The following is a 25,400-nucleotide window of genomic DNA, read 5'->3' as shown; positions in this document are numbered from 1 at the left end:
CGGAACGCGGACGCGGGCCGTACGGCGGTCGCACTCGGGGCGCTCAGCCCAGGAACCCCATCCGGTGGCTGATCTCGGCGGCGCCCTTGACCAGCACCGGAGCCAGTTCGTGCAGGCGCTCCTCGGTGAACCGGTAGGACGGCCCGGAGGCGCTGATCGACGCGATGACCTTGCCCTCCCGGTCCCGGATCGGCGCGGCCATGGCGTGCAGCCCGATCTCCAGCTCCTCCAGCGTCCAGGCGTAACCGCGCTCCCGGGCTTCGCCGAGGTTCTTCTCCAGCTTCGCCTTGGTGGAGATGGTGTGCGGGGTGAGCTTCTTCAGGCCCCCGTCCGAGATCAGCGCGGCCCGTTCCTTCGCCGGCAGATGGGCCAGCATGATCTTGCCGCTGGAGGTGGCGTGCAACGGGGTCAGCTGGCCGACCCAGTTGTGCGCGGTGACGGCGGCCGTACCGCGCACCTGATAGAGGTTGATCGCGAAGTGCTCCTGCATCACCGCGATGTTGACCGTCTCGCCGATCTCCTCGGCCAGCCGTTCGCAGACCTGACGGCCCTGCTGGGTGACGTCGATACGCCCGGTGACGGCGCCCGCCAGACGCACGATGCCGAACCCGAGCGCGTACTTGCCCCGTTCGCCCGCCTGCTCCACCAGCCCGCGTGCCTCCAGGGCGCCGAGCAGGCGGAACGCGGTCGACTTGTGTACCTCGATCTCGGCGGCCACCTCGCTCACGCCCGCCTCGCCGCGCTGGGCGAGGATCTCCAGGACGCTGATGGCGCGGTCGACGGACTGCACGCCGCCGGAGGATGAGCCGTTCGTTTCTGTGTCCGGGCTGTAGTTGCTCATAACGAAACTATACGCGGAGTAAACAACAGCGCCCAAGAAACGTGGTGTGAACAAAGATCTTACAAGTTGCGTTGTTCGCAACCTGGTGCGCATAGCGATACCCGTACTAGCATGCCGCGCACATCGACGGCGCGAGCGAGACGAGGCACCATGGCTCCCTTGCAGTACGACTTCGTCATCGTCGGCGGCGGATCGGCCGGCAGCGCACTGGCGAACCGGCTCTCGGCCGACCCGGGCAACCGGGTGCTGGTGCTGGAGGCGGGCCGTCCGGACTACCCGTGGGACGTGTTCATCCATATGCCCGCGGCGTTGACGTACCCCATCGGAAGCCGTTTCTACGACTGGAAGTACGAGTCCGAGCCGGAGTCCCACATGGGCGGCCGCCGTGTCTACCACGCCCGCGGCAAGGTGCTGGGCGGCTCCAGCAGCATCAACGGCATGATCTTCCAGCGCGGCAACCCCATGGACTACGAGCGTTGGGCCGCCGACCCGGGCATGGAGACCTGGGACTACGCCCACTGCCTGCCGTACTTCCGCCGGATGGAGAACTGCCTGGCCGCCGACCCCGACGACGAGTTCCGCGGCCATGACGGACCGCTCGTGCTGGAACGCGGCCCCGCCGAAGGCCCGCTCTTCGCCGCCTTCCTCAAGGCCACCGAGGAGGCGGGCTACGCACCCACCGACGACGTCAACGGCTACCGGCAGGAGGGCTTCGCCAAGTTCGACCGCAACGTGCACCGCGGCCGGCGCCTGTCCGCGTCCAAGGCGTACCTCAAGCCCGCCAGGAAACGCCCCAACCTCACCGTGAGGACCCGCGCCCTCGTCACCCGCGTCCTCTTCGAGGGGAAGAAGGCCGTCGGTGTCGAGTACCAGCAGGGCAAGGGCGCCCTCCGGCAGGTCCGGGCCGCCGAGGTCATCCTGTGCGGCGGCGCGATCAACTCCCCGCAGCTGCTCCAGCTTTCCGGCGTCGGCAACGCCGAGGAACTGCGGGCCCTCGGTGTCGACGTCGTCCACGACCTGCCGGGCGTCGGCGAGAACCTCCAGGACCACCTGGAGGTGTACATCCAGTACGCCTGCAAACAGCCCGTCTCCGTACAGCCGTACCTGGCGAAGTGGCGGGCCCCCTTCATCGGCCTGCAGTGGCTGTTCCGCAGGGGGCCGGCCGCGACCAACCACTTCGAGGCCGGCGGCTTCTGCCGCAGCAACGAGGACGTGGACTACCCCAACCTGATGTTCCACTTCCTGCCCGTCGCGGTCCGCTACGACGGCTCCGTGCCCGCCGGCGGCCACGGCTACCAGGTCCATGTCGGGCCCATGTACTCCGACGCCCTCGGCTCGGTGAAGATCCGGAGCAGGGACCCGCGCGAACACCCGGCGCTGCGCTTCAACTACCTCTCCACCGAACAGGATCGCCGCGAGTGGGTAGAGGCGGTCCGGGTGGCCCGCGAGCTGCTCAACCAGCCCGCGCTCGCCCCCTACAACGACGGGGAGATCTCGCCCGGCCCGTCCGTGGCGACGGACGAGGAGATCCTCGCCTGGGTCGCCAAGGACGGCGAGACCGCCCTGCACCCGTCCTGCACCTGCAAGATGGGCACGGACGCGATGTCCGTCGTCGACCCGCTGACCCTGCGGGTGCACGGAGTGGACGGACTGCGCGTGGTGGACGCCTCGGTGATGCCGTACGTCACCAACGGCAACATCTACGCCCCGGTGATGATGATCGCCGAGAAGGCCGCCGACCTCATCCTCGGCAAGGAACCGCTGCCGGCGTCGAAGGCCGTCTACCACCGGCACCGCGACGCTCGGAAGCAGGCCCGGTAGCGCACTCTCCCCGGACCTCTTGACGGCGGTCGGTCCGTTCGTCAGGGTGTTCCACCAAAAGCAATCCAATGCACAATGCGCAACGAATTCGGGCTCGAAGGGCGCGACCGTGGCAGATCTGTACGTGGATGGTGAATGGCGCGCGGCGGTGGCCGGCGGCCGGCGCGAGATCCGCTGTCCGGCGGACGGCACCCTCGTCGCCACGGTCTCGGAGGCGACCCGCCCCGACACCGAGGCCGCGATCACCGCGGCCCGGCGCGCCTTCGACGACGGCCCCTGGCCGCACACCCCCGAGCGGGAGCGCGGCGCGCTGCTGCTGCGCACCGCCGGCATCATCGAGCGCGACGCCAAGGAGTTCGCCCGCGCCGAGTCCCTCGACACCGGCAAACGCCTGGTGGAGAGCGAGTACGACATCGCCGACGTCGTCTCCTGCTTCCGCTACTACGGAGGCATCGCCGGCACCAGCGCCGGACGGGTGATCGACACCGGCCGCGACGACGCGCTCAGCCGGGTCACCTACGAACCCATCGGCGTCTGCGGACTGATCACCCCCTGGAACTACCCCCTGTTGCAGGCCTCTTGGAAGGTCGCACCCGCTCTTCTCGCGGGCAACACCGTCGTCCTCAAGCCCAGTGAACTCACCCCCTCCACCTCGGTCCTGCTGATGAAGGCCCTTGAGGAGGCGGGCCTGCCGGCCGGCGCCGCCAACCTGGTGCTGGGCGCCGGCCCCGAGGCGGGCGCGCCGCTCGCCGAGCACCCGGCCGTCGACATGGTGTCCTTCACCGGCGGCCTGCACACCGGCCGGCGCCTGATGGCCACCGCGGCCGCCACGGTGAAGAAGGTCGCCCTCGAACTCGGCGGCAAGAACCCCAACGTCGTCTTCGCCGACGCCGACTTCGCCACCGCCGTCGACTTCGCGCTCACCGCCGTCTTCCTGCACTCCGGGCAGGTCTGCTCGGCCGGCGCCCGGCTGATCGTCGAGGACCCGATCCACGACGCCTTCGTCGACGAGGTCGTGCGTCGCGCCCGACTCATCCGCCTGGGCGGCCCCTTCGACCCCGAGGCCGAGACCGGGGCGCTGATCTCCGCACAGCACCGCGAGAAGGTCGAGGCGTATGTCGCCGCGGGCCTCGCCGAGGGCGCCGTACTGCGCTGCGGCGGCGTACGCCCCGACGACCCCGCGCTGGCGAACGGCTTCTACTATCCGCCGACCGTCCTCGACGAGTGCCGGCAGGACATGCGGGTGGTGCACGAGGAGTCCTTCGGACCCGTGCTCACCGTGGAGCGCTTCCAGGACGAGGACGACGCCGTCCGCATCGCCAACGACACGGAGTACGGCCTCGCCGGAGCCGTCTGGACGCAGGACGCGGGCAAGGCGCAACGGGTCGCCCGCAGGCTGCGCCACGGCACCGTGTGGATCAACGACTACCACCCCTACGTGCCGCAAGCGGAATGGGGTGGCTTCGGGCACTCGGGCGTGGGCCGCGAGCTGGGACCGACCGGCCTGGACGAGTACCGAGAGCCCAAGCACGTCTGGCAGAACATCCAACCCCGGCCGCAGCACTGGTTCCGCGGCTGACGCCGAAGAGAGGCCGATCATGACCCCAGCCCAGACCGAGGTGTCGCAGCGGCGCGACACGTCCCAGGACCCCGAGGACCGCACCCCGGTCATCTCCGTGCGCCGGCTGTGGAAGGTGTTCGGGCCGAAGGCCGACCAGGTGCCGGGCTCCGAGGAGTTGTGCGGGCTCACCCGCCGCGAACTGATGGACCGCACCGGCTGCACCGCCGCCGTACGGGACCTGAACTTCGAGGTGTCGCCCGGCGAGGTCTTCGTCGTCATGGGCCTGTCCGGGTCCGGCAAGTCCACCCTGGTGCGATGTCTGACCCGGCTGATCGAACCCACCGCCGGCGAGGTCGTCTTCGAGGGCGAGGACATCCGGGGCGCCGACGCGCGGCGGCTGCGGGAGCTGCGGCGCAGCAAGTTCTCCATGGTCTTCCAGCACTTCGGTCTGCTGCCGCACCGCAAGGTCGTCGAGAATGTGGCGTTCGGCCTGGAGATCCGGGGCATGGGCCGGGCCGAACGGACCAGGAAGGCCATGGAGGTCGTCGAACTGGTGGGCCTCGCCGGATACGAGAACTCCTACCCCGACCAGCTCTCCGGCGGTATGCAGCAGCGCGTCGGCCTCGCGCGTGCCCTGGCCGGCGACCCCGACGTCCTCTTCTTCGACGAACCGTTCTCCGCGCTCGACCCGTTGATCCGCCGTGACATGCAGAGCGAGGTCATCCGCCTGCACCACGAGGTCGGCAAGACCATGGTGTTCATCACCCACGACCTCTCCGAGGCGCTGAAACTCGGCGACCGCATCCTGATCATGCGCGACGGCAGAATGGTCCAGTGCGGCACCGGCGACGAACTCGTCGGCGCCCCGGCGGACGACTACGTACGGGACTTCGTCAAGGACGTACCGCGCGGCGACGTCCTCACCCTGCGCTGGATCATGCGGCCCGCCACCCCCGAAGATGCCCTGGACGGACCCGAGTTGGGCCCGGAGGTGGTGGTCCGCGAGGCCACCCGGGCGGTGCTCGCGGCCGAGAAACCGGTCAAGGTCGTCGAGCACGGAAAACTGCTCGGCATCGTCGGCGACGAGGAGATCCTCGCCGTCGTCGCGGGACAGGAAGGCGGCGCCGGAGCAAGCGGCGCCGGAGCAAGTGGTGCCGGAGCGGCCGGTGTCGGAGCAGCCCGTGCCGGAGCCGCCGTCGCCGGACAGGAAGGCGGCGCCTGATGGCCGCCGTCGCCGACGCGACTGTCCCCGTCGCCGCCCTGCGCCACAGGGTCAGCCGCCCCATGGTGGTGGCGGCCATCCTGGTCGTCTGGCTGGTGCTCTTCACCGTGCTGCGCGGCCGGCAGACGCTCACCCTGGCCGCCGCCGACCTCACCGGACTGCACCGTTGGCTGAACGACGTCAACGACAGCATCGGCGCCAACCGCAACTCCAACCCGGTCTTCCTGTACTTCTTCAACGAGATCCGGCTGGTCATCGACAACCTGGTGACCTTCGTCCAGTCGCTGATCTCCCAGCCCACCGGCTCCCGCCCGGTCCCGCAGATCGGCTGGCTCGGCGTCGTCGGACTCGCCGGGTACGTGTCCTGGGCCGTGGGCAACTGGCGGGTCGCGCTGCTGGCCGCGGCCGGCTTCACCTTCTTCGGGCTCCAGGGCCTGTGGCAGGAGAGCATGGACACCCTGGCGCTGACCCTGTCGGCGGTCCTGGTGGCCCTGCTCATCGGCATCCCGCTGGGCGTCTGGGCCGGACTCTCCGACCGGTTCAACCGGATCATGACGCCCTTCCTGGACTTCATGCAGACGATGCCGACCTTCGTCTACCTCGCCCCACTGACCCTGATCTTCCTCATCGGCGGGGCCTCCGCGGTGATCACCACGGTGATCTACGCGGCACCGCCCGCCATCCGTATCACCGCGCACGCCATCCGCTCGGTGCCCCGGACCACCGTCGAGGCGGCCGACTCGCTCGGCGCGACACGGACGCAGCAACTGCTGAAGGTGCTGCTGCCGATGTCCCGGCGCACGGTGGTCATGGGCGTCAACCAGACCATCATGGCCGCCCTGGCCATGGTCACCATCGCCGCCCTGATCGACGCGCCCGGCCTCGGCAAGACCGTCGTCCAGGCCCTGCAGTCCCTCGACGTCGGCACCGCCTTCAACGCCGGACTCGCCATCGTCGTCATGGCCATCGTGCTCGACCGGGTCACCACGGCGGCGGCCGCCCGCACCGAAGTCCGCCGCGCCGGTGGCCCGTTCCTCAAGTGGCGCCGCCCGCTGCTGGCGGCCGGCGGCATCGCGGCCGCCGTCCTGGTCTACCTCTCCCACACCTACGTCTGGGCGGCCGAGTTCCCCGGCGACGGCGCCGTCGGCACCCACATCGCGAGTGCCGCCGACACCGCGACCACCTGGCTCCAGGACCATCTCTCCGGTCTGACCAACGCGCTGCGGGACGCCCTCACCAACGGCCTGCTCAACCCGTTCCAGACGCTGCTCACCGACTCCCCGTGGTGGCTCGTCGGCGCCACCCTGGTCGCGCTCGGCGCGGTCCTCGGCGGCTGGCGGGCCGGACTGACGGCCGCCGTGTGCGTCGGACTGCTGGTCGGTACGGGCCTGTGGTCGGACAGCATGACCACCCTCGCCTCGACCGCCGTGGCCACCGTGCTGGTGATGCTGCTCGGCGCCGTCGTCGGCGTGTGGATGGGCCGCAGCGCGCCGGCGGACCGGTTGATCCGGCCCGCCCTGGACGCCGCCCAGGTCATGCCGCCCTTCGTCTACCTCGTGCCGTTCCTGGCGCTGTTCGGCGCCACCCGCTTCACGGCGATCGTCGCGGCCGTCGTCTACGCGGCACCCGTCGCGATCAAGATCATCGCGGACGGGGTGCGGAACGTGCCCGAGTCCACCGTGGAGGCGGCCACCTCGGCCGGGTGCAACACCTGGCAGATCATCACCAAGGTCCAGCTGCCGATGGCACGCGGCGCCCTCACCCTCGCGACCAACCAGGGCCTGATCTACGTGCTGTCGATGGTTGTGGTGGGCGGCCTGGTAGGCGCGGGCGCCCTCGGCTACGACGTCGTGGCCGGTTTCTCGCAGGGCGAGTTGTACGGCAAGGGGTTGGCGGCGGGGCTCGCCATCGTCCTGCTCGGAGTCATGTTCGACCGGATCACTCAGGCTGCGGCGCGACGCACCCGGGCATAAGGAGCACCGACACCATGGCACAACACTGGCGCATAGGCGCGGCCGGCCTGGCCGTCCTCGGCCTCACCCTCACGGCCTGCGGCGGCGCGAAGGTCGGCGAGGACACCTCGGCCGGCTCGAAGTCCTCGGGCGGCAAGTGCGGCACCTTCAACCTGGCCGTCAACCCGTGGGTGGGGTACGAGGCGGACGCGGCGGTCGTCGCGTACGTCGCGGAACACGACCTCGGCTGCACGGTGGAGAAGAAGGACCTCAAGGAGGAGATCGCCTGGCAGGGCTTCGGCACCGGCGAGGTCGACGCCGTCCTGGAGAACTGGGGCCACGACGATCTGAAGAAGAAGTACATCACCGGGCAGAAGACGGCCGTCGAGGCCGGCTCGACCGGCAACAAGGGGATCATCGGCTGGTACGTCCCGCCGTGGCTCGCCAAGGCGCACCCGGACATCACGAAGTGGCAGAACCTCGACAAGTACGCCGCCCAGTTCAAGACGTCCGAGTCGGGCGGCAAGGGCCAACTGCTCGACGGCGACCCGTCGTACGTCACCAACGACGCCGCCCTGGTGACGAACCTGAAGCTGGACTTCAAGGTGGTGTACGCGGGCAGCGAGACCGCGCTCATCCAGGCCTTCCGGACGGCCGAGAAGAACAAGCAGTGGCTCATCGGCTACTTCTACGAACCGCAGTGGTTCCTCTCCGAGGTGCCGCTGGTGAAGGTGGACCTGCCCAAATACACGACGGGCTGTGACGCCGACGCGGCGAAGGTCGCCTGCGACTACCCCGTCTACGACCTGGACAAGATCGTCAGCGCGAGTTTCGCCAAGTCGGGAAGCCCGGCGTACGACCTGGTGAAGAAGTTCAACTGGACCAACGACGACCAGAACACCGTGGCCAAGTACATCGCGGTGGACAAGATGTCCGACGACGCGGCGGCCAAGAAGTGGGTCGACGCCAACCGCGACAAGGTCGAGGCCTGGCTGAAGTAGCTGACGCGCGAAAAGGCCGGTCCAGTACGCCCGGCGGGCGGTGCGCAGCTGTGCGCACCGCCCGCCGGGCGTTGCCCTTTGCCCCCTGCCCCTCCGTCGTTTCCCGACGTCACCGGGCCCCTTGACACCCCTCCTCGACGACGGGCACATTGAGTTGCGCAGCCTGAATCACGTTGCGTACAAAGCAACTGCACCGGTCTCAAGTTCGGAGGTTGGGCGATGGCGGGACCCCGAGTGGTCATCATCGGAGCGGGCGTCGTGGGAGCCGCCCTCGCGGACGAGATCTCCGCACGCGGCTGGACCGAGGTGACCGTGGTCGACCAGGGCCCCCTCCCGGCCACCGGGGGCTCCTCCTCGCACGCCCCCGGCCTGGTCTTCCAGACCAACCCGTCGAAGACCATGACGGAGCTGGCCCGCTACACCGTCGAGAAGTTCTGCTCCCTCGACGTCGACGGCGAGCGCTGCTTCCTCCAGGTCGGCGGCCTCGAAGTGGCCACGACCCCCGAGCGCCTGGCCGAACTCCACCGCCGCCACGGCTGGATCACCGCCTGGGGCGTCGAGGCACACCTGTTGAGCGCCGACGAGTGCGTGCGGCGCCACCCACTGGTGAACGGTGACCGGATCCTCGGCGGCCTCTTCGTTCCCACCGACGGCCTCGCCAAGGCCGTCCTCGCCGTCGAGGCCCAGATCCGCCGGGCCACCGAGCGCGGCGTCCGCTTCCTCGCCCGCCACGAGGTCCTCGACGTCCAGCAGAGCGAGGGCCGCGTCACCGGCGTTCTGACCGACCAGGGCGAACTCCCCGCCGACATCGTGGTCTGCTGCGCCGGCATCTGGGGCCCGAAGATCGCCCGCATGGTCGGCATGAACCTGCCGCTCACCCCGCTCGCCCACCAACTCGCCTGGACCGGCCCGGTCCCCGCCCTCGCCGGCCAGACCGAGGAGGCCGTCCGCCCGATCCTGCGCCACCAGGACGCCGACCTCTACTACCGCGACCGCTTCGACGGCCTCGGCATCGGCTCCTACGGCCACCGTCCCATGCCCGTCTCCGCGGACGACATCCTCTCCTTCGACGAGGCCGAACCGATGCCCTCCGTCCTGAAGTTCACCGAGGAGGACTTCGAGGACGCCTGGACCGAGACCCGTTCGCTGCTCCCCGCGACCCGCGAGGCCAAGGTCGAGGAGGGCATCAACGGCCTGTTCTCCTTCACCACCGACGGCTACCCGCTGCTCGGCGAGTCCCCGGACGTCAAGGGCTTCTGGGTCGCCGAGGCCGTCTGGGTCACCCACTCCGCGGGCGTCGGCCGCGCGGTCGCCGAATGGCTGGTGGACGGCCACTGCTCGTCCTTCGACCTGCACGAGTGCGACGTCAACCGCTTCGAGCCGCACCAACTCGCCCCGGAGTACGTCCTGGCCCGCGACTGCCAGAACTTCGCCGAGGTCTACGACATCCTCCACCCCCTCCAGCCGAGCGGAAAGCCGCGCCCGATCCGCACCAGCCCCTTCCACGCCCGCCAGCAGGAACACGGCGCGTTCTTCCTGGAGGCGAACGGCTGGGAGCGCCCCCAGTGGTACGAGGCCAACGCCCCCCTGGTCCAAGGCCGTTCTGTCGCCACCCCCAACGACTGGGCCGCCCGCTACTGGTCGCCGATCGTCGGCGCCGAGGCCCAGGTCACCCGCGAGACCGTCGCGATGTACGACATGACCGCCCTCAAGCGCCTGGAGGTCACCGGTCCCGGTGCCGCCGACTTCCTTGAGGGCCTGGTCACCGGCAAGGTCGCCAAGTCCGTCGGCTCGGTCACGTACACCCTGCTCCTGGACCACGACGGGGGCATCCGCAGCGACATCACCGTGGCCCGCCTCGCCCGCGACCTCTTCCAGGTCGGCGCCAACGGCAACCTGGACCTCGACTGGTTCACCCGCCACCTGCCCGCCGACGGACGGGTCCAGGTCCGCGACATCACCCCCGGCACCTGCTGCGTCGGCCTGTGGGGCCCCCTTGCACGCGAGGTCCTCCAGCCCCTCACCGACGAGGACTTCTCCAACGGGGGCCTCAAGTACTTCCGCGCCAAGCGCGCCTACATCGGCTCGGTGCCGGTCACCGCGATGCGGCTGTCCTACGTCGGCGAACTCGGCTGGGAGCTGTACACCACCGCCGACCAGGGCCAGAAGCTCTGGGACACCCTGTGGCGGGCGGCCGAGCCGCTCGGCGGGATCATCGCCGGCCGCGGTGCCTTCAACAGCCTCCGTCTGGAGAAGGGTTACCGCTCCTTCGGCACCGACATGACCTACGAGCACGACCCCTACGAGGCCGGCGTCGGCTTCGCCGTCAAGCTCGACAAGGACGACTTCGTCGGCAAGGCCGCGCTGGAGCGGCGCCGGACGGACGTGCGGCGCCGGCTGAGCTGCCTCACCATCGACGACCCACAGGCCGTCGTCATGGGCAAGGAGCCGGTGTACGACGGTGAGCGCGCGGTCGGTTACGTGACCAGCGCGGCCTACGGCTACACGATCGGCAAGGGGATCGCGTACGCGTGGCTGCCGACGGAGCTGGCGGTGCCCGGAACCGGCGTCCAGATCGGGTACTTCGACCAGCGCGTGGCGGCGGTGGTGGCCGAGGAGCCGTTGTTCGACCCGGGGATGAGCCGGCTCCGTGGGTGAGGGACCGGAGAGGAGTGCCGCGATGTGTCGTCGGTCGGCTGCGGGTGCTTCGTGGCTGGTCGCGCAGTTCCCCGCGCCCCTTCGGGGCGCTGAGGCCGTCGAAAGGATCGCGAACCCCGCATGAACGCGCTGAACACGCCCCTGGCCGAGCTCGACCCCGAGGTCCACGCCGCTCTCCGCGCCGAGTTGCACCGCCAGCAGTCCACCCTGGAGATGATCGCCTCCGAGAACTTCGCGCCCACCGCCGTGATGGAGGCGCAGGGGTCGGTCGCCACCAACAAGTACGCCGAGGGCTACCCCGGCCGCCGCTACTACGGCGGCTGCGAACACGTCGACGTCACCGAGCGGTTGGCGATCGAACGCGTCAAGTCGCTCTTCGGCGCGGGCTACGCCAACGTGCAGCCGCACTCCGGCGCCCAGGCCAACACCGCCGTCTTCTTCGCCCTGCTCAAGCCCGGCGACACCGTCCTCGGCCTCGACCTGGCGCACGGCGGCCATCTCACCCACGGCATGCGCCTCAACTACAGCGGCAAGATGCTCGACGTAGTGCCGTACCACGTCTGCGAGGCGGACAACCTCGTGGACCTGGAAGAGGTGGCGCGGCTCGCCAAGGAACACCGCCCGAAGATGATCATCGCGGGCTGGTCGGCGTACCCGAGGCAGCTGGACTTCGCGGCCTTCCGGCGGATCGCGGACGAGGTCGGTGCCCTCCTCATGGTCGACATGGCGCACTTCGCCGGCCTGGTGGCGGCCGGACTGCACCCCAGCCCCGTCCCGCACGCCCACGTGGTGACCACGACCACGCACAAGACCCTCGGCGGACCGCGCGGCGGGGTCATCCTCACCAACGACGCCGACCTTGCCAAGAAGATCAACTCGGCGGTGTTCCCCGGCATGCAGGGCGGTCCGCTGGAGCATGTCATCGCCGCGAAGGCCGTCTCCTTCAAGGTCGCGGCAACACCCGAGTTCGCCGAACGCCAGGCCCGCACCCTGGCCGGCGCCCGCGTCCTCGCCGAGCGCCTCACCCGCCCCGACGCCGCCGCGGCCGGAGTGCGGGTGCTGACCGGCGGCACGGACGTCCACCTCGTCCTCGTCGACCTCCGGAACTCACCCCTGGACGGCCGGCAGGCCGAGGACCTCCTCCATACGATCGGCATCACCGTCAACCGCAACGCCGTCCCCTTCGACCCGCGCCCGCCCATGGTCACCTCCGGCCTGCGCATCGGCACCCCCGCACTGGCCACTCGGGGCTTCACCGAGACGGACTTCGCCGAGGTGGCCGATGTGATCGCCCTCGCCCTCCAGCCCGACCCGGACGTGTCCGCCCTGCGCGCCCGCACCGAGGCCCTCGCCGCCGAGCACCCGCTCTACCCGCACCTCTCGCACGACGGAGACGACGGAGACGTCCGATGAGCCCCCGCACCCGCCCCCTACGCCCTGCGGGCGTGGGGGGACCCCCAGGCGCCGACCTCCCCGACCACCCGGACTTCCTCTGGCGCACCCCCGAGCCGAAGCGCTCGTACGACGTGATCGTGGTCGGCGGCGGCGGACACGGCCTCGCCACCGCCCACTACCTGGCCAAGAACCACGGCATCACCGACGTGGCGGTCCTGGAGAAGGGCTGGCTGGCGGGCGGCAACATGGCCCGCAACACCACGATCATCCGCTCCAACTACCTCTGGGACGAGAGCGCGGGCATCTACGAACACGCGCTGAGACTCTGGGAGGGCCTGGAGGAGGAACTCGACTACCCGATCCTCTTCTCCCAGCGCGGCGTGCTGAACCTCGCCCACAGCCTCCAGGACGTCCGCGACAGCGTCCGCCGGGTCGAGGCCAACCGCCTCAACGGCGTGGACGCCGAGTGGCTCGACGCCGAGCAGGTCAAAGAGGTCTGCCCGATCGTCAACACCTCGCCCGAGGTGCGGTACCCGGTCCTCGGCGGCACCTACCAGCCACGCGCCGGCATCGCCAAGCACGACTACGTGGCCTGGGGCTTCGCCCGTTCCGCGGACGCGGCCGGCATCGACATCATCCAGAACTGCGAGGTCACCGGCGTGGACGTGGTGGCCGGCAAGGTGGTCGGCGTCCAGACCACCCTCGGCCCGATCGCCGCCGGCAAGGTGGCCCTGAGCGCGGCCGGCCACACCTCCGTCCTCGCCGCCATGGCGGGCATCGAACTCCCCCTCCAGAGCCACCCCCTGCAGGCCCTCGTCTCCGAACTCCTGGAGCCGGTGCACCCCACCGTCGTCATGTCCAACGCGGTGCACGTCTACGTCAGCCAGGCGCACAAGGGGGAGCTGGTGATGGGCGCGGGCATCGACGCGTACAACTCCTTCACCCAGCGCGGCGCGTTCCACATCATCGAGGAACAGATGGCGGCGGCCCTCGAACTCTTCCCGGTCTTCGCCCGCGCCCACGTACTGCGCACCTGGGGCGGCATCGTCGACGTCAGCCCCGACGCCTCACCCATCGTCGGCCCCACCCCGGTGGCCGGCCTCTACCTCAACTGCGGCTGGGGCACCGGCGGTTTCAAGGCCACCCCGGGTGTCGGCTGGGTCTACGCCCACACCATCGCCCACGACGTCCCCCACCCTCTCAACGCCCCCTTCTCGCTCGACCGTTTCACCACCGGCGCGCTCGTCGACGAGCACGGCGCGGCCGCGGTGGCCCACTAGGGAGCCCCACCATGCTGCTCATCCCCTGCCCGTGGTGCGGGCCCCGCGACGAGTCCGAGTTCCACTACGGCGGCCAGGCCCACATCCCCTACCCCGAGACCCCCGCGTCCCTCACCGACGAGGAGTGGGCCCGCTACCTCTTCTTCCGCGCCAACCCGAAGGGGCCGTTCGCGGAGCGCTGGAGCCACGCGGCAGGCTGCCGGAGGTGGTTCAACGCGGTCCGGGACACGTCGACGAACGAGATCCTGACGGTGTACCGGGCGGGCGAGCCGCGCCCGACGGCTCCCCTCTCAGCCCGTCCGGCGTTCGAGGCCGAGGCCGTTCAGGCCGACGGGGGGTCCGGGGGCGCAGCCCCCGGCGGCGTCGAAGGCGCGGCGCCCCTGGAGGACGGGAAGGGCAGGGGCGGCGGGGGCACCGCATTCATCAGCGGCTCCGCCGCGGGCCCCCTCCGCACCCCCACCGGCGGCCGAATCGACCGCACCACCCCCCTCACCTTCACCTTCGACGGCACCCAGTACCAGGGCTACCAAGGCGACACCCTGGCTTCCGCCCTCCTCGCCAACGGCGTCACCCGGTCCGCCACCAGCATCAGACTCGGCCGCCCCCGGGGCATCTTCACCGCCGGCCCCGAAGAACCCAACGCGGTCGTCCAGATCGAGGCCCCCTTCCCCGAACCCATGCTCCCCGCCACCACCGTCGAGCTCCACGACGGCCTGGTGGCCACCGGCCTCCCCGGCCAGGGACGCCTCGCCACCGAACCCGACCCCGCCCGCTACGACGCCGTACACGCCCACTGCGACCTGCTGGTCGTCGGCGCCGGCCCGGCCGGCCTCGCGGCGGCAGCGGCCGCAGCCACCAGCGGCGCCCGCGTCATCCTCGCCGACGACCAGCCCGAACCCGGCGGCAGCCTGCTCGGCACCGGCGAGCACCCCGACTGGGTGGCCGCGACACACGCCCGCCTCGAAGCCGCCCCCGAGGTCCGCGTCCTGCGCCGCACCACCGTCTTCGGCCACTACGACGACAACCACCTCCTCGCCGTCGAACGGCGCACCGCCCACCTCGGCGCCGACGCCCCCGCACACGTCTCCCGCGAACGCGTCTGGCGGATCCGCGCCCGGCACGTCGTCCTCGCCACCGGCGCCCACGAGCGGTCCCTCGCGTTCGGCGACAACGACCGCCCCGGCGTGATGCTGGCCGCCTCGGCCCGCACGTACCTCCACCGGTACGGCGTCCTGCCCGGCCACCGCGCGGTCGTGTTCACCACCAACGACAGCGCGTACGCCGCCGCACTCGACCTGGCGGCGGCCGGCGTGGACATCGCGGCGATCGCCGACACCCGGCCCGAGCCGGGGGAGTGGGCCGAACGCGCCCGCCGCGCCGGTATTGAGGTACTGGCCGGACACGCGGTCACCGGCACGGCGGGCGGCGCCCGGCTCACCGCCGTGACGGTCGCCCCGTACCAGGGAACGGGCGAGCAGCAGCAGTTCGCCGCCGACCTGCTGCTCGTCTCCGGCGGCTGGAACCCCGTCGCGCACCTGTTCAGCCAGGCGGGCGGCAGGCTCCGCCACGACGAGACGCTCGGCACGTTCGTCCCCGATGGCTGCCGTCAGGCGGTGGTGGCCGTGGGCGCCGCGAACGGGGCGTTCGACCTCGCCGCGGTCCTCGCCCAGGGCGCGGCGGCCGGTGCCCGGGCGGTCGAGGCCGAGGGCTACACCGCAGAGCCCCCAGCCCTCCCCGCTGTCGCCGCCCAGCCGTACACCCCGCCCATGCAGGTCTTCACGATCCCCACCGCCACCGGCGCCCCGCGCTTCGTCGACCTCCAGCGCGACGTCACCGTGGCCGACCTGATCCGGGCGACCGGCGCGGGCCTGCGCTCGGTGGAGCACACCAAGCGCTACACCACGGCCGGTACCGCCAACGACCAGGGCAAGACCGGCGGAGTGCTGGCGAGCGGGGTCGTCGCCGAACTCCTCGGCGTGGACGTCTCGGCGCTCGGACTGCCCACCTTCCGGCCGCCGTACACCCCAGTCTCCTTCGCCGCCCTCGCCGGCCGCGACCGGGGCGCGCTGCACGACCCCGTCCGCACGACCGCCCTGCACGGCTGGCACGTCGAGCACGGCGCGCTGTTCGAGAACGTCGGCCAGTGGAAGCGGCCCTGGTACTACCCGCGGGACGGCGAGGACCGGGAGACGGCCGTGGAGCGCGAGTGCCGGGCCGCCCGCGAGGGCGTGGCCTTCATGGACGCCTCCACACTCGGCAAGATCGACGTACAGGGCCCGGACGCCGCGCTCTTCCTGGACCGGCTCTACACGAACATGATCAGTACCCTGAAGGTCGGCATGATCCGCTACGGCGTGATGTGCCGCCTGGACGGAATGGTCTTCGACGACGGCACGGTCATCCGGCTGGCCCCGGACCGGTTCCTGGTCACCACGACGACCGGCAACGCGGCGGCTGTCCTGGACTGGATGGAGGAGTGGCTGCAGACCGAGTGGCCCGACCTGCGGGTGCACTGCACCTCGGTCACCGAACACTGGGCCACCGTCGCCCTGGTCGGCCCCAGGTCCCGAGCGGTCCTCGGCTCACTCGCACCCCAACTGGCCGTGTCCAACGAGGACTTCCCGTTCATGGCGTGGCGGGAGACCACCGTCGCCGGCCTCGACGCCCGGGTGTGCCGGATCAGCTTCTCCGGCGAACTCGCCTACGAGATCAACGTGTCGCCATGGCGGGCCCGCGCCCTCTGGGAGGCGCTGGAGGCGGCGGGCGCGCCGTACGGCATCACCCCGTACGGCACCGAGACCATGCATGTGCTGCGCGCCGAGAAGGGCTATCCGATCGTCGGCCAGGACACCGACGGCACGGTCACCCCGCAGGACCTCGGCATGGCCTGGGCGGTGTCCAGGAAGAAGCCCGACTTCATCGGCAAGCGCTCCCACGCCCGCGCCGACACCGCCCGCCCCGACCGCAAACACCTCGTGGCTCTGCTCACGGACGACCTCGGCGCCCTCCTCCCGGAAGGCACCCACCTGGTCGCCGAGAGCGAACTGCCCGCCCCGCCCGTCCCCATGCTCGGCCATGTCACCTCCAGCTACCGCAGCGCGGCGCTCGGCCGGACCTTCGCGCTGGCCCTGGTCAAGGGCGGCCGGGACCGCATCGGCGAACGTCTCTACGCACCCGTCGGCGCCCGGCTGCTGCCGGTGACCGTCGCCGGGCCCGTCCTCTACGACCCCGAGGGAGCCCGCCGCGATGGCTGACACCGCCCCGATCGCAGCGCAGCGCAGCCCCCTGGCCGGCGCCGCGCACCGGCTGTCCGCCGTGACACGCTCCTCCCGGGGGGCCATCCGGCTGGCCGAACTCCCGTTCCTGGCCCAGGTGAACGTCCGCCTGGACGCCAAGGGCCCGGCGGCGGACGCGGTCGGACTGGCCCTGGGACTCCCACTGCCCCTGGAACCCGACACCGTGGCGCATACGGGGGAGGTGACCGCGATGTGGCTCGGCCCGGACGAATGGCTGGTGGTGGGCCGGCCCGGCACCGAGCGGGAACTGGAGGGCCGGATCCGCTCGGCGGCCGGGGCCGAACCGGCCGCCGTCACCGATGTCTCCGCCCAGCGCACCACCCTGCTGGTCGGCGGCCCCCGCGCCCGCGATCTGCTGTCCCACGGCTGTGCGCTGGACCTGCACCCGCGTGCCTTCGGCCCCGGCCGCTGCGCCCAGACGACGCTCGCCCGCACCCAGGTCGTGCTGGTCGCCCGCGAGGAGAGCCGGGCCGGGTTCTGGCTGCTGGTGCGCTCCTCCTTCGCCGGTTACCTGGTGGACTGGCTGCTGGACGCGGCCGTGGAATACGCGTGAGCGGCCCGGGAACCGATCCGTCTCAGCGGGACCGCTCCGCGAGCCGCTCCAGATGGGCCGTGCGCGATTCGGCGGTCTGACCCTGGACCAGCAGGAACAGGGCCTCCCGGGCCAGGCGCTGGGCGCGGTCGGTGACGGACATCGCCCGGCCGCCGCCCGACACCACGGCCGCCGTGGTCGCCGTACGCATCAGCGTGAACGCCTCGGCCCGCAGCGCCAGCCGCTCCTGCGCGTGCTCCCGCGGCACCGGATGGTCCGCGAGCGCGTAGGCCCGGCGGCGCAGGTCGTCGGTACGGGCCCGCAGCGGAGCCGCGTACTCCTCGTCCAGCAGGGCCAGGGCCGCCGCGGTGATCCCGAAGACGGCCGGGTTGGCGTTGCGGGACTTCGGGCGGTCCGTCGCCGCCCACTCCTCGTACGGCGTCCGGAGCGCGACCGCGTCGTCCGCCACCCGCAGGCCGTCCAGGTCCAGGGACACCGTCCGGGACGCGGTGAGCGCGGCCAGCCGCATCGGCTCCGACGGGCGCAGCCCCGGTTGCTCCCGCGCCTCGACGAAGGCGAACAGGGCCTCGTCGTCCTCGGTCACCCCGGCCAGCAGCATCACGTCGTTCAGGCCCCAGCCGGTGTACCAGGGGACGGTGCCGTGGAAGCGCCAGCCGTCCCCCTCCCGCTGGACCCGCACCGGAACCCGCGGATACGACCGCAGATGCGCGTACGCCACCCCGGACAGCAGCCCGCCCCGCGCCAGCGGACCCAACAGGCGTTCCCGCACCGGTAGTTCGGTCTTCGCCAGGGTCAGTACCGGCGTGTGGTGCTGGGTCTGCACGAACCAGGTCGAGCAGCACGCCCCGGCCAGGATCTCCGCCGTCTCCCGCACCACGGCCGCGGGCGCCGCCGAGCCGCCGTACGCCACCGGCGCGTTCAGGCCGAGCAGGCCCGAGCGCCTGATCGCCTCGATGTGGCTCACCGGCACCCCCTCCTGGTCGACGCGCTCCGCGGCGGGGGAGAGGAGACCGTCGGCGAGTTCCCGGGCGCGGATCACGAGCGGATGTGCGGAGAGGGTCATGGAGAAGATTCTTTCGGCTGTCCGGGGCGGGGTGTCGATCCGGGGGCCCGCCGTTCGTGTAGAAGGCGAGCACACCCCACGACGACCGAGGAGAACGTCATGAAGCACTACCTGCTCAGCGTGGTCCAGCCGGCCGACGGCACCCCGCCGCCGCCCGACGAGATGGCCACGATCATGCGCGATGTCGAGGTGTTCAACGACGAGCTGCGCGCGGCCGGCGCCTGGGTCTTCTCCGGCGGCCTGCACGGCCCGGAGACGGCCACGCTGCTGCGCCCGAAGGACGGCGACGTACTGGTCACCGACGGGCCCTATGCCGAGGGCAAGGAGTACCTCGGCGGGATCAGCCTGATCCGGGCGGCGGACCTGGACGCCGCCCTGGAGTGGGGACGCAAGGCCGCCCTGGCCACTCGGCTGCCGATCGAGGTGCGGCCCTTCGTGGACCGGTTCTGATGGCGGACGCCGCCGACGTCGAGGCGGCCTTCCGTACCGAGTACGGGCGCGCGGTCTCGGTTCTCGTCCGCTTCCTCGGCGACATCGACCTCGCCGAGGAAGCGGTCCAGGACGCCTTCGCCACGGCGCTGGACCGATGGCCGGAGAGCGGGGTGCCGCCGAGCCCGGCCGGGTGGATCATCACCACGGCCCGAAACCGTGCGGTCGACCGACTGCGCCGCGAATCCTCCCGGGACGCCCGGCAGGCCGAGGCCGCCCGGCTGTACGCGTCCGGCCCACCGGCCGAGGAGGGCCCCGTGCGCGACGAACGGCTCCGGCTGATCTTCACCTGCTGCCACCCCGCCCTCGCCCCGCAGGCCAGGGTCGCCCTGACCCTGCGCCTGCTCGGCGGGCTCAGCACCGCCCAGATCGCCCGCGCCTTCCTGGTGCCCGAGCCCACCCTCGCCCAGCGCCTGGTGCGCGCCAAGGCCAAGATCCGCGACGCGGGCATCCCCTACCGGGTGCCGAAGGACGCCGACCTGCCCGACCGGCTCAGCGGGGTGCTGGCCGTCGTCTACCTGATCTTCAACGAGGGGTACGGCGGTGATCCCGGGCTGTGCGCGGAGGCCGTACGTCTGGGGCGGCTGCTGTACGGGCTGATGCCGGACGAGCCCGAGGTCGCCGGGCTGCTCGCGCTGATGCTGCTGGTCGACGCCCGGCGGCCCGCCCGGCGGCCGGCGGACGGCGAGCTGGTGGCGCTGCCCGACCAGGACCGCGCGCTGTGGGACCGGGAGCTGATCGGGGAGGGGCAGGAACTCGTACGGCGGTGCCTGCGCCGCGACCGGCCGGGGCCGTACCAGATCCAGGCCGCGATCAACGCCGTGCACAGTGACGCACCGACCGCCGAGGACACCGACTGGGGGCAGATCCTGCGGCTGTACGACCAGCTCATGGCCGTCGACCGGTCTCCGGTCGTGGCGCTGAACCGGGCGGTCGCGGTGGCCGAGGTCGAGGGGCCGGACCAGGCCCTCGCCCTGGTCGACGCGCTCGACCTCGACCGCTATCACGTTCTGCACGCCGTCCGGGCCGACCTGCTGCGCCGGCTCGGCCGTGACGACGAGGCGGTACGGGAGTACGACACCGCCATCGGGCTCGCCGACGGGCTGCCCGAACAGGCGTACCTTCGGCGGCGGCGGGCCGAGCTCGTGGCCTGAGGAGCGGGTCCACGGCAGGGTGATCCGGGCGCGGCGGAGAGTGGTTCCGTGGTGGCGGAATTTACTTCGGCCCCTGAAAGGTTGCACTATGCATCCGAGTGATCGACATCCAGCCGGGCCGCCAGGCCCGCACGCACCACCAGCGAGGCATCCGTGAACCAGTCCACCCCCGAGCAGCCCGCCGACGTCGTCGCCCGGCTGCGCGCCACCTTCCGCACCGGCCGCACCAAGCCCGTCGAGTGGCGCACCGGCCAGCTGCGCCGGCTGCGCGCCATGCTGACGGAGCGCGGCGACGAGCTGGCCGCCGCCCTCCACGCGGACCTGGGCAAGAGCGCCGGCGAGGCCTACCGCACGGAGATCGACTTCACCGTCCGGGAGATCGACCACAGCCTCGACCACCTGGCGGAGTGGCTGCGCCCCGAGTCCGCCCCGGTCCCGGCGCACCTGGGCGGCGACGCGACCGCCTGGACGCAGTACGACCCGCTCGGCGTCGTCCTCGTCATCGCCCCGTGGAACTACCCCGCCCAGCTGCTGCTCGCCCCGCTGGCCGGCGCCCTCGCCGCAGGCAACGCGGTCGTCGCCAAGCCCAGCGAGCTGGCCCCGGCGACCTCGGCCGCACTGGCCCGGCTGCTCCCGGCCTATCTCGACACCGAGGCCGTCGCCGTCGTCGAGGGCGGTGTCCCGGAGACCACGGCCCTGCTCGCCGAACGCTTCGACCACATCTTCTACACCGGCAACGGCGTGGTCGGCCGGATCGTCCTGCGCGCCGCCGCCGAGCACCTCACCCCGGTCGCCCTCGAACTCGGCGGCAAGTCCCCGGCGTTCGTCGACCGGGACGTCGACCTCGCGGTGGTCGCGGACCGGCTGGCGCGCGGCAAGTTCCTCAACGCGGGGCAGACCTGTGTCGCCCCCGACTACGTCCTGACCGACCCCAAGACGGCCGCCGCCCTGGAACCCGCGCTGGTCAAGGCCGTCCAGGCGTTGTGCGGCACGGAGCCCAAGGAGTCCGGCGAGTACGGCCGGATCGTCAACGAGCGGCACTTCGACCGGCTCAGCGGACTGCTCGGCTCCGGCCGGGTGGCCGTGGGCGGCGACACCGACCGCGCCGCCAAGTACATCGCGCCCACCGTGCTCGCCGACGTCGACCCCGAGTCCCCGGTGATGCGGGAGGAGATCTTCGGCCCGATCCTGCCCATCGTCACCGTCCCGGACCTGGACGGCGCGATCGGCTTCATCAACGACCGCGACAAGCCCCTCGCGCTGTACGTCTTCAGCGAGTCCGGCGACACCCGGGACCGGATCGCCGCCGAGACCTCCTCCGGCGGGCTCGGCCTCGGCCTGCCGGTCGCCCATCTCACCGTCTCCGACCTGCCGTTCGGCGGGGTGGGGGAGAGCGGCATGGGCAGTTACCACGGCCGCTACTCCATCGAGACGTTCAGCCACCGCAAGGCGGTCCTGGCGAAGCCGCTCGGCTGATCCGCCAACTCCTTTTGGGCCCGGCCGCATTGGGACGCCGCCGGGCCCGACCGCTGTCCTGCCGGGCGACACGGCGAGCCCGACATGCCAGTTTCCGGGCGCAATTGCGGAAACCACTCCCAGAAGATCGACTTCCGAATGACTGGTCTACACCCTTGACTGGTACAGACCAAAGCAGTTGAGTGTGCCTCACACCCCCCACCGCGGCCGCTCCCCCTCTGTGGGGCGCGGCCGTGCTCCGCAAAGGAGTTGATCCGTGTCGAGGCGCCGTATCGCCGCACTCCTGACCTCGCTCGCCATAGGCGGCTCCGCCCTGGTGCTCCAGGCGGCCCCCACAGCCTCCGCCGCCGGCTTCGTCGTCAGCGAGGCGCAGTTCAACCAGATGTTCCCGAACCGGAATTCCTTCTACAGCTACAGCGGCCTCACCGCCGCGCTGAGCGCCTACCCGGCCTTCGCCAACACCGGCAGTGACACCGTCAAGAAGCAGGAGGCCGCCGCCTTCCTCGCCAACGTCAGCCACGAGACCGGCGGGCTGGTGTACGTCGTCGAGCAGAACACCGCCAACTACCCGACGTACTGCGACTGGAGCCAGTCCTACGGCTGCCCGGCGGGGCAGGCCGCCTACTACGGCCGCGGCCCCATCCAGCTCAGCTGGAACTTCAACTACAAGGCGGCCGGCGACGCACTCGGCATCGACCTCCTCAACAACCCCTGGCAGGTCGAGAACAACTCCTCCGTCGCCTGGAAGACCGGCCTGTGGTACTGGAACACCCAGACCGGCCCCGGCACCATGACCGGCCACAACGCCATGGTCAACCAGGCCGGCTTCGGCCAGACCATCCGCTCCATCAACGGCTCCCTGGAGTGCGACGGCAAGAACCCGGCGCAAGTGCAGAGCCGGGTCAGCGCCTACCAGAAGTTCACGCAGATTCTCGGTGTCGCGGCGGGCAACAACCTCTACTGCTGACCCGTCCCGCAGCCGCCGTGTGCCAGACTCCGTCGATGACCTCCGAAACGATCACCGCGGACACCTCCGGCACCTGGAAACTCGGCGACCTGCCCGTCCACCGTCTCGGCTTCGGCGCGATGCGGCTGACGGGCAGCATCGCCTTCCCCAGCGGCACGCCGAGCGACCGCACCCGCTCGGTCGCCGTGCTGCGCAAGGCCGTGGAACTCGGTGTGAACCACATCGACACGGCGGCCTTCTACTTCTCCGCCCTGCGCTCCGCCAACGAACTCATCAACACCGCGCTCGCCCCCTATCCCGACGACCTGGTCATCGTCACCAAGGTCGGCCCCTACCGGGACTACTCCGGCGAGTGGGCCACCTCCGCCCGCCCCGACCAACTGCGCGGGCACGTCGAGGAGAACCTGCGCCAGCTCGGCCGCGACCACCTCGACGTCGTCAACCTCCGCAGGATGGGCCAGGACTCGATCGCCGAGCACTTCGGCGCCCTCGCCGAACTCCGCGAGGCGGGCCTGGTCCGGCACCTCGGTGTCTCCGAGATCGAACCGCGGCACCTGGACGAGGCGCTGGCCATCGCCCCCGTGGTGTGCGTGCAGAACCGCTACGGACTCGGCAAGCCGGACCCGGCCAGCGACGCACTGGTCCGTATCTGCGGCGAACGCGGCATCGCCTTCGTGCCGTACTTCGCCGTCGCGGGCGAGGCCGCGATGCGCGGGGTCACCGAGACCCACGACGACGAACTCCTCGCCGTCGCCCGCGCGCACGACGCCAGCCCCGCCCAGGTCCGCCTCGCCTGGACCCTGCACCAGGGTCCGCACGTCCTCGCCATCCCCGGCACCGGCAACCCGGACCACCTCGCCGAGAACGTGGCGGCGGGCGCCATCCGGTTCACCGACGAGGAACTGGCCCGGCTGAACGCCCTTCACACCAGGGCCGGTTGACGGCCCGGCTCAGTCCGCCCACACCCCGTCCCGCATCAGATGCCGGCCGCGCGGCTCGTGCTCCTCGTGCCATGCCTCGACCGTGCCCGGCCGGATCCGGAACCAGGCCTGCGACGGGCTGTCCCCGCGCGGGTCCCAGCCCGTCTTCGCCCGCAGACCCTCCGCCGTCGGCCCCCGTACGTCGGCCTAGGAGAAGACAGTCACCTCCCCGTCCAGCAGGACGACATCCCGGGTGCCGCCTGCGTCCCAGGTCTCCGGTACCGCTCACCACGAGAGGTTTCCTCCGCCTTCGGCGGGGGCTCCTCATAATGGGTGGACGGGCGGTGGCCACCGCCCGTCTGACTACACTGCCGTAGACGGTCCCTGGGACTGCGGACGAACTAGGGGTGAGGAACCTTCCATGGCCGACGCGAAGGACGAACGCCGGCCCGCCGGTGAGCTGGAGGCGAGCGTCATGGCAGCCCTCTGGGCCGCCGGTGCGCCCCGGACCCCCGGTCAGGTGCAGCGCAGCCTCGGCGCTGACCTGGCCCGCACCACCGTGACGACGATCCTGACCCGGCTGCACGACAAGGGTGTGGTCGACCGGCACCGTCAGGGCCGCGGCTTCGCCTACTTCCCCGTCCAGGACGCGCAGGGCCTGACCGCGAAGCGGATGCACAGCGAGCTCGACCGCGACAGCGACCGGGAGACCGTGCTCGCCCGCTTCGTCGCCCAGCTCAGCCCCGACGACGAGCGTGTCCTGCGGGGTCTGCTCGACGCCGGCGAACAGCCCGGGGCGTCATGACCGCGCTGCTGATCCTGCCGCTGCTGGTGCCGTTCGTGCTGCCGGCGCTCTCCCGGCGGGCCCTGGACCGGCTGGCGCCCACCACCGCGCTCTGGGTGATCACCGTCTCGGCCGTCGCCCTCGCGGGCTGCACCCTGGCCGCGCTCGGCGCGTTCGTCCTCACCGGGCTGTTCGAGCTGCCGTTCTTCGCGGCGCTCGGTGAGCTGGTCCGGCCGCTGCACACGGTCTCCGACCGCTACGTCCTGCCGCTCGCGTCCCTCTCGGCCGGCGCTCTCGCCGTCTGCGCCTGGACCGGCACGCGGTCGGTACTCCGGCAGGCGCGCGCCTTCCGCGCGGCCCGCACGGAGGCCGGGCGGGGGCCCGCCGCGGGCGACCTGTGCGTGGTCGACTCGCCGAGTCCGGACGCGTACGCGCTGCCCGGCCGGCCGCACCGGATCGTCGTCACCACGGGCATGCTGCGCAGCCTCGACGGGGCCGAACGGGAGGCGCTGTTCGCGCACGAACGGGCGCACAACAGCGGCGGTCACCACTTCTTTCTCGCCGCCGCGGAGCTTGCCGCGCACTGCCATCCGGGGTTGCGGCGGGTCCGGGACGTCGTACGACTGGCCGTCGAGCGGGTCGCCGACGAGGCCGCGGCGAGCGCGGTGGGGGACCGGCGGCTGACGGCCCGCGCGATCGCCCGGGCCGCGCTGGCGGGGCAGGGGGGCGGCGCCGATCGGCCGGCGTTCGTGTCGGGGGCGACGTCGGGGCCGGTGCCGCGGCGGGTGGAGGCGCTGCTGGCGGCGCCGCGGGGGCGGCGCCGGGCCGGCTCCGGGTTCGCGGTGCTGCTCGCGGCGTGCGCCGCGCTGTCGTGTGTCGCCTCCGCGACCGGGATGATCGACTTTCATCACCAGGTGGAGGTCGCGCAGGGGGAAGCGGAGCGGTAGGGCGGGCGCCGTGCGAAGGG

Annotated in this window: 18 protein-coding genes and 1 pseudogene; 17 read left to right on the top strand and 2 right to left on the bottom strand. The window is 71.7% G+C overall.

Annotation, left to right across the window (positions count from 1 at the left end; all coding sequences use genetic code 11):
• Positions 1-43: 43 nt before the first annotated feature.
• Positions 44-841, bottom strand: a complete 798-nt coding sequence (locus AB0D59_RS41070; RefSeq protein WP_362576386.1) for an IclR family transcriptional regulator — start codon at positions 839-841, stop codon at positions 44-46.
• 150 nt (positions 842-991) lie between these two features.
• Here AB0D59_RS41070 and betA point away from each other — a divergent pair, with 150 nt between their 5' ends.
• From betA to AB0D59_RS41020, 10 genes are all read left to right on the top strand, one after another.
• On the top strand, positions 992-2,662 hold the full coding sequence (betA, locus tag AB0D59_RS41065) for a choline dehydrogenase (protein ID WP_362576385.1): 1,671 nt from the start codon (positions 992-994) through the stop codon (positions 2,660-2,662).
• A 109-nt stretch (positions 2,663-2,771) separates the two neighbouring features.
• A complete protein-coding gene (locus tag AB0D59_RS41060) occupies positions 2,772-4,241 on the top strand; it encodes an aldehyde dehydrogenase family protein (protein WP_362576384.1) in 1,470 nt (489 codons plus the stop codon).
• A 19-nt stretch (positions 4,242-4,260) separates the two neighbouring features.
• Positions 4,261-5,445 (top strand): glycine betaine/L-proline ABC transporter ATP-binding protein, encoded by a 1,185-nt coding sequence (locus AB0D59_RS41055; protein WP_362576383.1) that lies wholly within the window; start codon positions 4,261-4,263, stop codon positions 5,443-5,445.
• Positions 5,445-7,418, top strand: coding sequence for an ABC transporter permease subunit (locus AB0D59_RS41050; protein ID WP_362576382.1), 1,974 nt, complete (start codon positions 5,445-5,447; stop codon positions 7,416-7,418). The genes AB0D59_RS41055 and AB0D59_RS41050 overlap by 1 nt, the downstream gene beginning before the upstream one ends.
• Positions 7,419-7,432: 14 nt before the next feature.
• Positions 7,433-8,398 carry an ABC transporter substrate-binding protein gene (locus tag AB0D59_RS41045; RefSeq protein WP_362576381.1) on the top strand — a complete coding sequence of 322 codons (966 nt, stop codon included), beginning with the start codon at positions 7,433-7,435 and terminating at the stop codon, positions 8,396-8,398.
• 219 nt (positions 8,399-8,617) lie between these two features.
• Complete coding sequence (locus tag AB0D59_RS41040) at positions 8,618-11,056, top strand: FAD-dependent oxidoreductase (protein ID WP_362576380.1); 2,439 nt, start codon at positions 8,618-8,620, stop codon at positions 11,054-11,056.
• A 120-nt stretch (positions 11,057-11,176) separates the two neighbouring features.
• Positions 11,177-12,469, top strand: coding sequence for a serine hydroxymethyltransferase (gene glyA, locus AB0D59_RS41035; protein ID WP_362576379.1), 1,293 nt, complete (start codon positions 11,177-11,179; stop codon positions 12,467-12,469).
• A 32-nt stretch (positions 12,470-12,501) separates the two neighbouring features.
• The gene (locus AB0D59_RS41030) at positions 12,502-13,731 is read left to right on the top strand and encodes a sarcosine oxidase subunit beta family protein (RefSeq protein WP_362576378.1); all 1,230 of its coding nucleotides are present in this window, start codon (positions 12,502-12,504) and stop codon (positions 13,729-13,731) included.
• 11 nt (positions 13,732-13,742) lie between these two features.
• Entirely contained in the window at positions 13,743-16,985 is a 3,243-nt protein-coding gene (locus AB0D59_RS41025) for a sarcosine oxidase subunit delta family protein (RefSeq protein WP_362576377.1), read from the top strand.
• Positions 16,978-17,580, top strand: a complete 603-nt coding sequence (locus AB0D59_RS41020; protein ID WP_362576376.1) for a sarcosine oxidase subunit gamma family protein — start codon at positions 16,978-16,980, stop codon at positions 17,578-17,580. Before AB0D59_RS41025 ends, AB0D59_RS41020 begins: the two co-directional genes overlap by 8 nt.
• Before the next feature lie 22 nt (positions 17,581-17,602).
• On the opposite strand, the gene AB0D59_RS41015 is transcribed toward AB0D59_RS41020, so the two are convergent.
• The gene (locus AB0D59_RS41015; RefSeq protein WP_362576375.1) at positions 17,603-18,643 is read right to left on the bottom strand and encodes an acyl-CoA dehydrogenase family protein; all 1,041 of its coding nucleotides are present in this window, start codon (positions 18,641-18,643) and stop codon (positions 17,603-17,605) included.
• Between the two features lie 99 nt (positions 18,644-18,742).
• On the opposite strand from AB0D59_RS41015, the gene AB0D59_RS41010 reads away from it, so the two are divergent.
• From AB0D59_RS41010 to AB0D59_RS40980, 7 genes and pseudogenes are all read left to right on the top strand, one after another.
• Positions 18,743-19,093 (top strand): YciI family protein, encoded by a 351-nt coding sequence (locus AB0D59_RS41010; protein ID WP_362576374.1) that lies wholly within the window; start codon positions 18,743-18,745, stop codon positions 19,091-19,093.
• Positions 19,093-20,286 (top strand): RNA polymerase sigma factor, encoded by a 1,194-nt coding sequence (locus AB0D59_RS41005; protein ID WP_362576373.1) that lies wholly within the window; start codon positions 19,093-19,095, stop codon positions 20,284-20,286. The genes AB0D59_RS41010 and AB0D59_RS41005 overlap by 1 nt, the downstream gene beginning before the upstream one ends.
• Before the next feature lie 132 nt (positions 20,287-20,418).
• Positions 20,419-21,762 (top strand): annotated as a pseudogene (locus tag AB0D59_RS41000) (aldehyde dehydrogenase family protein); the annotation flags it as partial.
• 256 nt (positions 21,763-22,018) lie between these two features.
• Entirely contained in the window at positions 22,019-22,729 is a 711-nt protein-coding gene (locus AB0D59_RS40995; RefSeq protein WP_362576372.1) for a chitinase, read from the top strand.
• A 35-nt stretch (positions 22,730-22,764) separates the two neighbouring features.
• A complete protein-coding gene (locus tag AB0D59_RS40990) occupies positions 22,765-23,670 on the top strand; it encodes an oxidoreductase (protein ID WP_362576371.1) in 906 nt (301 codons plus the stop codon).
• A gap of 400 nt (positions 23,671-24,070) precedes the next feature.
• Entirely contained in the window at positions 24,071-24,454 is a 384-nt protein-coding gene (locus AB0D59_RS40985; RefSeq protein WP_362576370.1) for a BlaI/MecI/CopY family transcriptional regulator, read from the top strand.
• Positions 24,451-25,380, top strand: coding sequence for a M56 family metallopeptidase (locus AB0D59_RS40980; protein WP_362576369.1), 930 nt, complete (start codon positions 24,451-24,453; stop codon positions 25,378-25,380). Before AB0D59_RS40985 ends, AB0D59_RS40980 begins: the two co-directional genes overlap by 4 nt.
• Positions 25,381-25,400: the final 20 nt, after the last annotated feature.

This window comes from Streptomyces sp. NPDC048417 (assembly GCF_040651615.1).
Taxonomy (GTDB): domain Bacteria; phylum Actinomycetota; class Actinomycetes; order Streptomycetales; family Streptomycetaceae; genus Streptomyces.
The sequence above is the reverse complement of the archived record's forward strand: the minus strand, read 5'-3'. Positions and strand labels throughout refer to the sequence as shown.

Bases quoted from the DNA above. Each gene is read 5' to 3' on its own strand.
- AB0D59_RS41070 (WP_362576386.1), bottom strand. From the start codon at position 841: ATGAGCAACTACAGCCCGGACACAGAAACGAACGGCTCATCCTCCGGC.
- betA (WP_362576385.1), top strand. From the start codon at position 992: ATGGCTCCCTTGCAGTACGACTTCGTCATCGTCGGCGGCGGATCGGCC.
- AB0D59_RS41055 (WP_362576383.1), top strand. From the start codon at position 4,261: ATGACCCCAGCCCAGACCGAGGTGTCGCAGCGGCGCGACACGTCCCAG.
- AB0D59_RS41050 (WP_362576382.1), top strand. From the start codon at position 5,445: ATGGCCGCCGTCGCCGACGCGACTGTCCCCGTCGCCGCCCTGCGCCAC.
- AB0D59_RS41045 (WP_362576381.1), top strand. From the start codon at position 7,433: ATGGCACAACACTGGCGCATAGGCGCGGCCGGCCTGGCCGTCCTCGGC.
- AB0D59_RS41040 (WP_362576380.1), top strand. From the start codon at position 8,618: ATGGCGGGACCCCGAGTGGTCATCATCGGAGCGGGCGTCGTGGGAGCC.
- glyA (WP_362576379.1), top strand. From the start codon at position 11,177: ATGAACGCGCTGAACACGCCCCTGGCCGAGCTCGACCCCGAGGTCCAC.
- AB0D59_RS41025 (WP_362576377.1), top strand. From the start codon at position 13,743: ATGCTGCTCATCCCCTGCCCGTGGTGCGGGCCCCGCGACGAGTCCGAG.
- AB0D59_RS41020 (WP_362576376.1), top strand. From the start codon at position 16,978: ATGGCTGACACCGCCCCGATCGCAGCGCAGCGCAGCCCCCTGGCCGGC.
- AB0D59_RS41015 (WP_362576375.1), bottom strand. From the start codon at position 18,643: ATGACCCTCTCCGCACATCCGCTCGTGATCCGCGCCCGGGAACTCGCC.
- AB0D59_RS41010 (WP_362576374.1), top strand. From the start codon at position 18,743: ATGAAGCACTACCTGCTCAGCGTGGTCCAGCCGGCCGACGGCACCCCG.
- AB0D59_RS41005 (WP_362576373.1), top strand. From the start codon at position 19,093: ATGGCGGACGCCGCCGACGTCGAGGCGGCCTTCCGTACCGAGTACGGG.
- AB0D59_RS40990 (WP_362576371.1), top strand. From the start codon at position 22,765: ATGACCTCCGAAACGATCACCGCGGACACCTCCGGCACCTGGAAACTC.
- AB0D59_RS40985 (WP_362576370.1), top strand. From the start codon at position 24,071: ATGGCCGACGCGAAGGACGAACGCCGGCCCGCCGGTGAGCTGGAGGCG.
- AB0D59_RS40980 (WP_362576369.1), top strand. From the start codon at position 24,451: ATGACCGCGCTGCTGATCCTGCCGCTGCTGGTGCCGTTCGTGCTGCCG.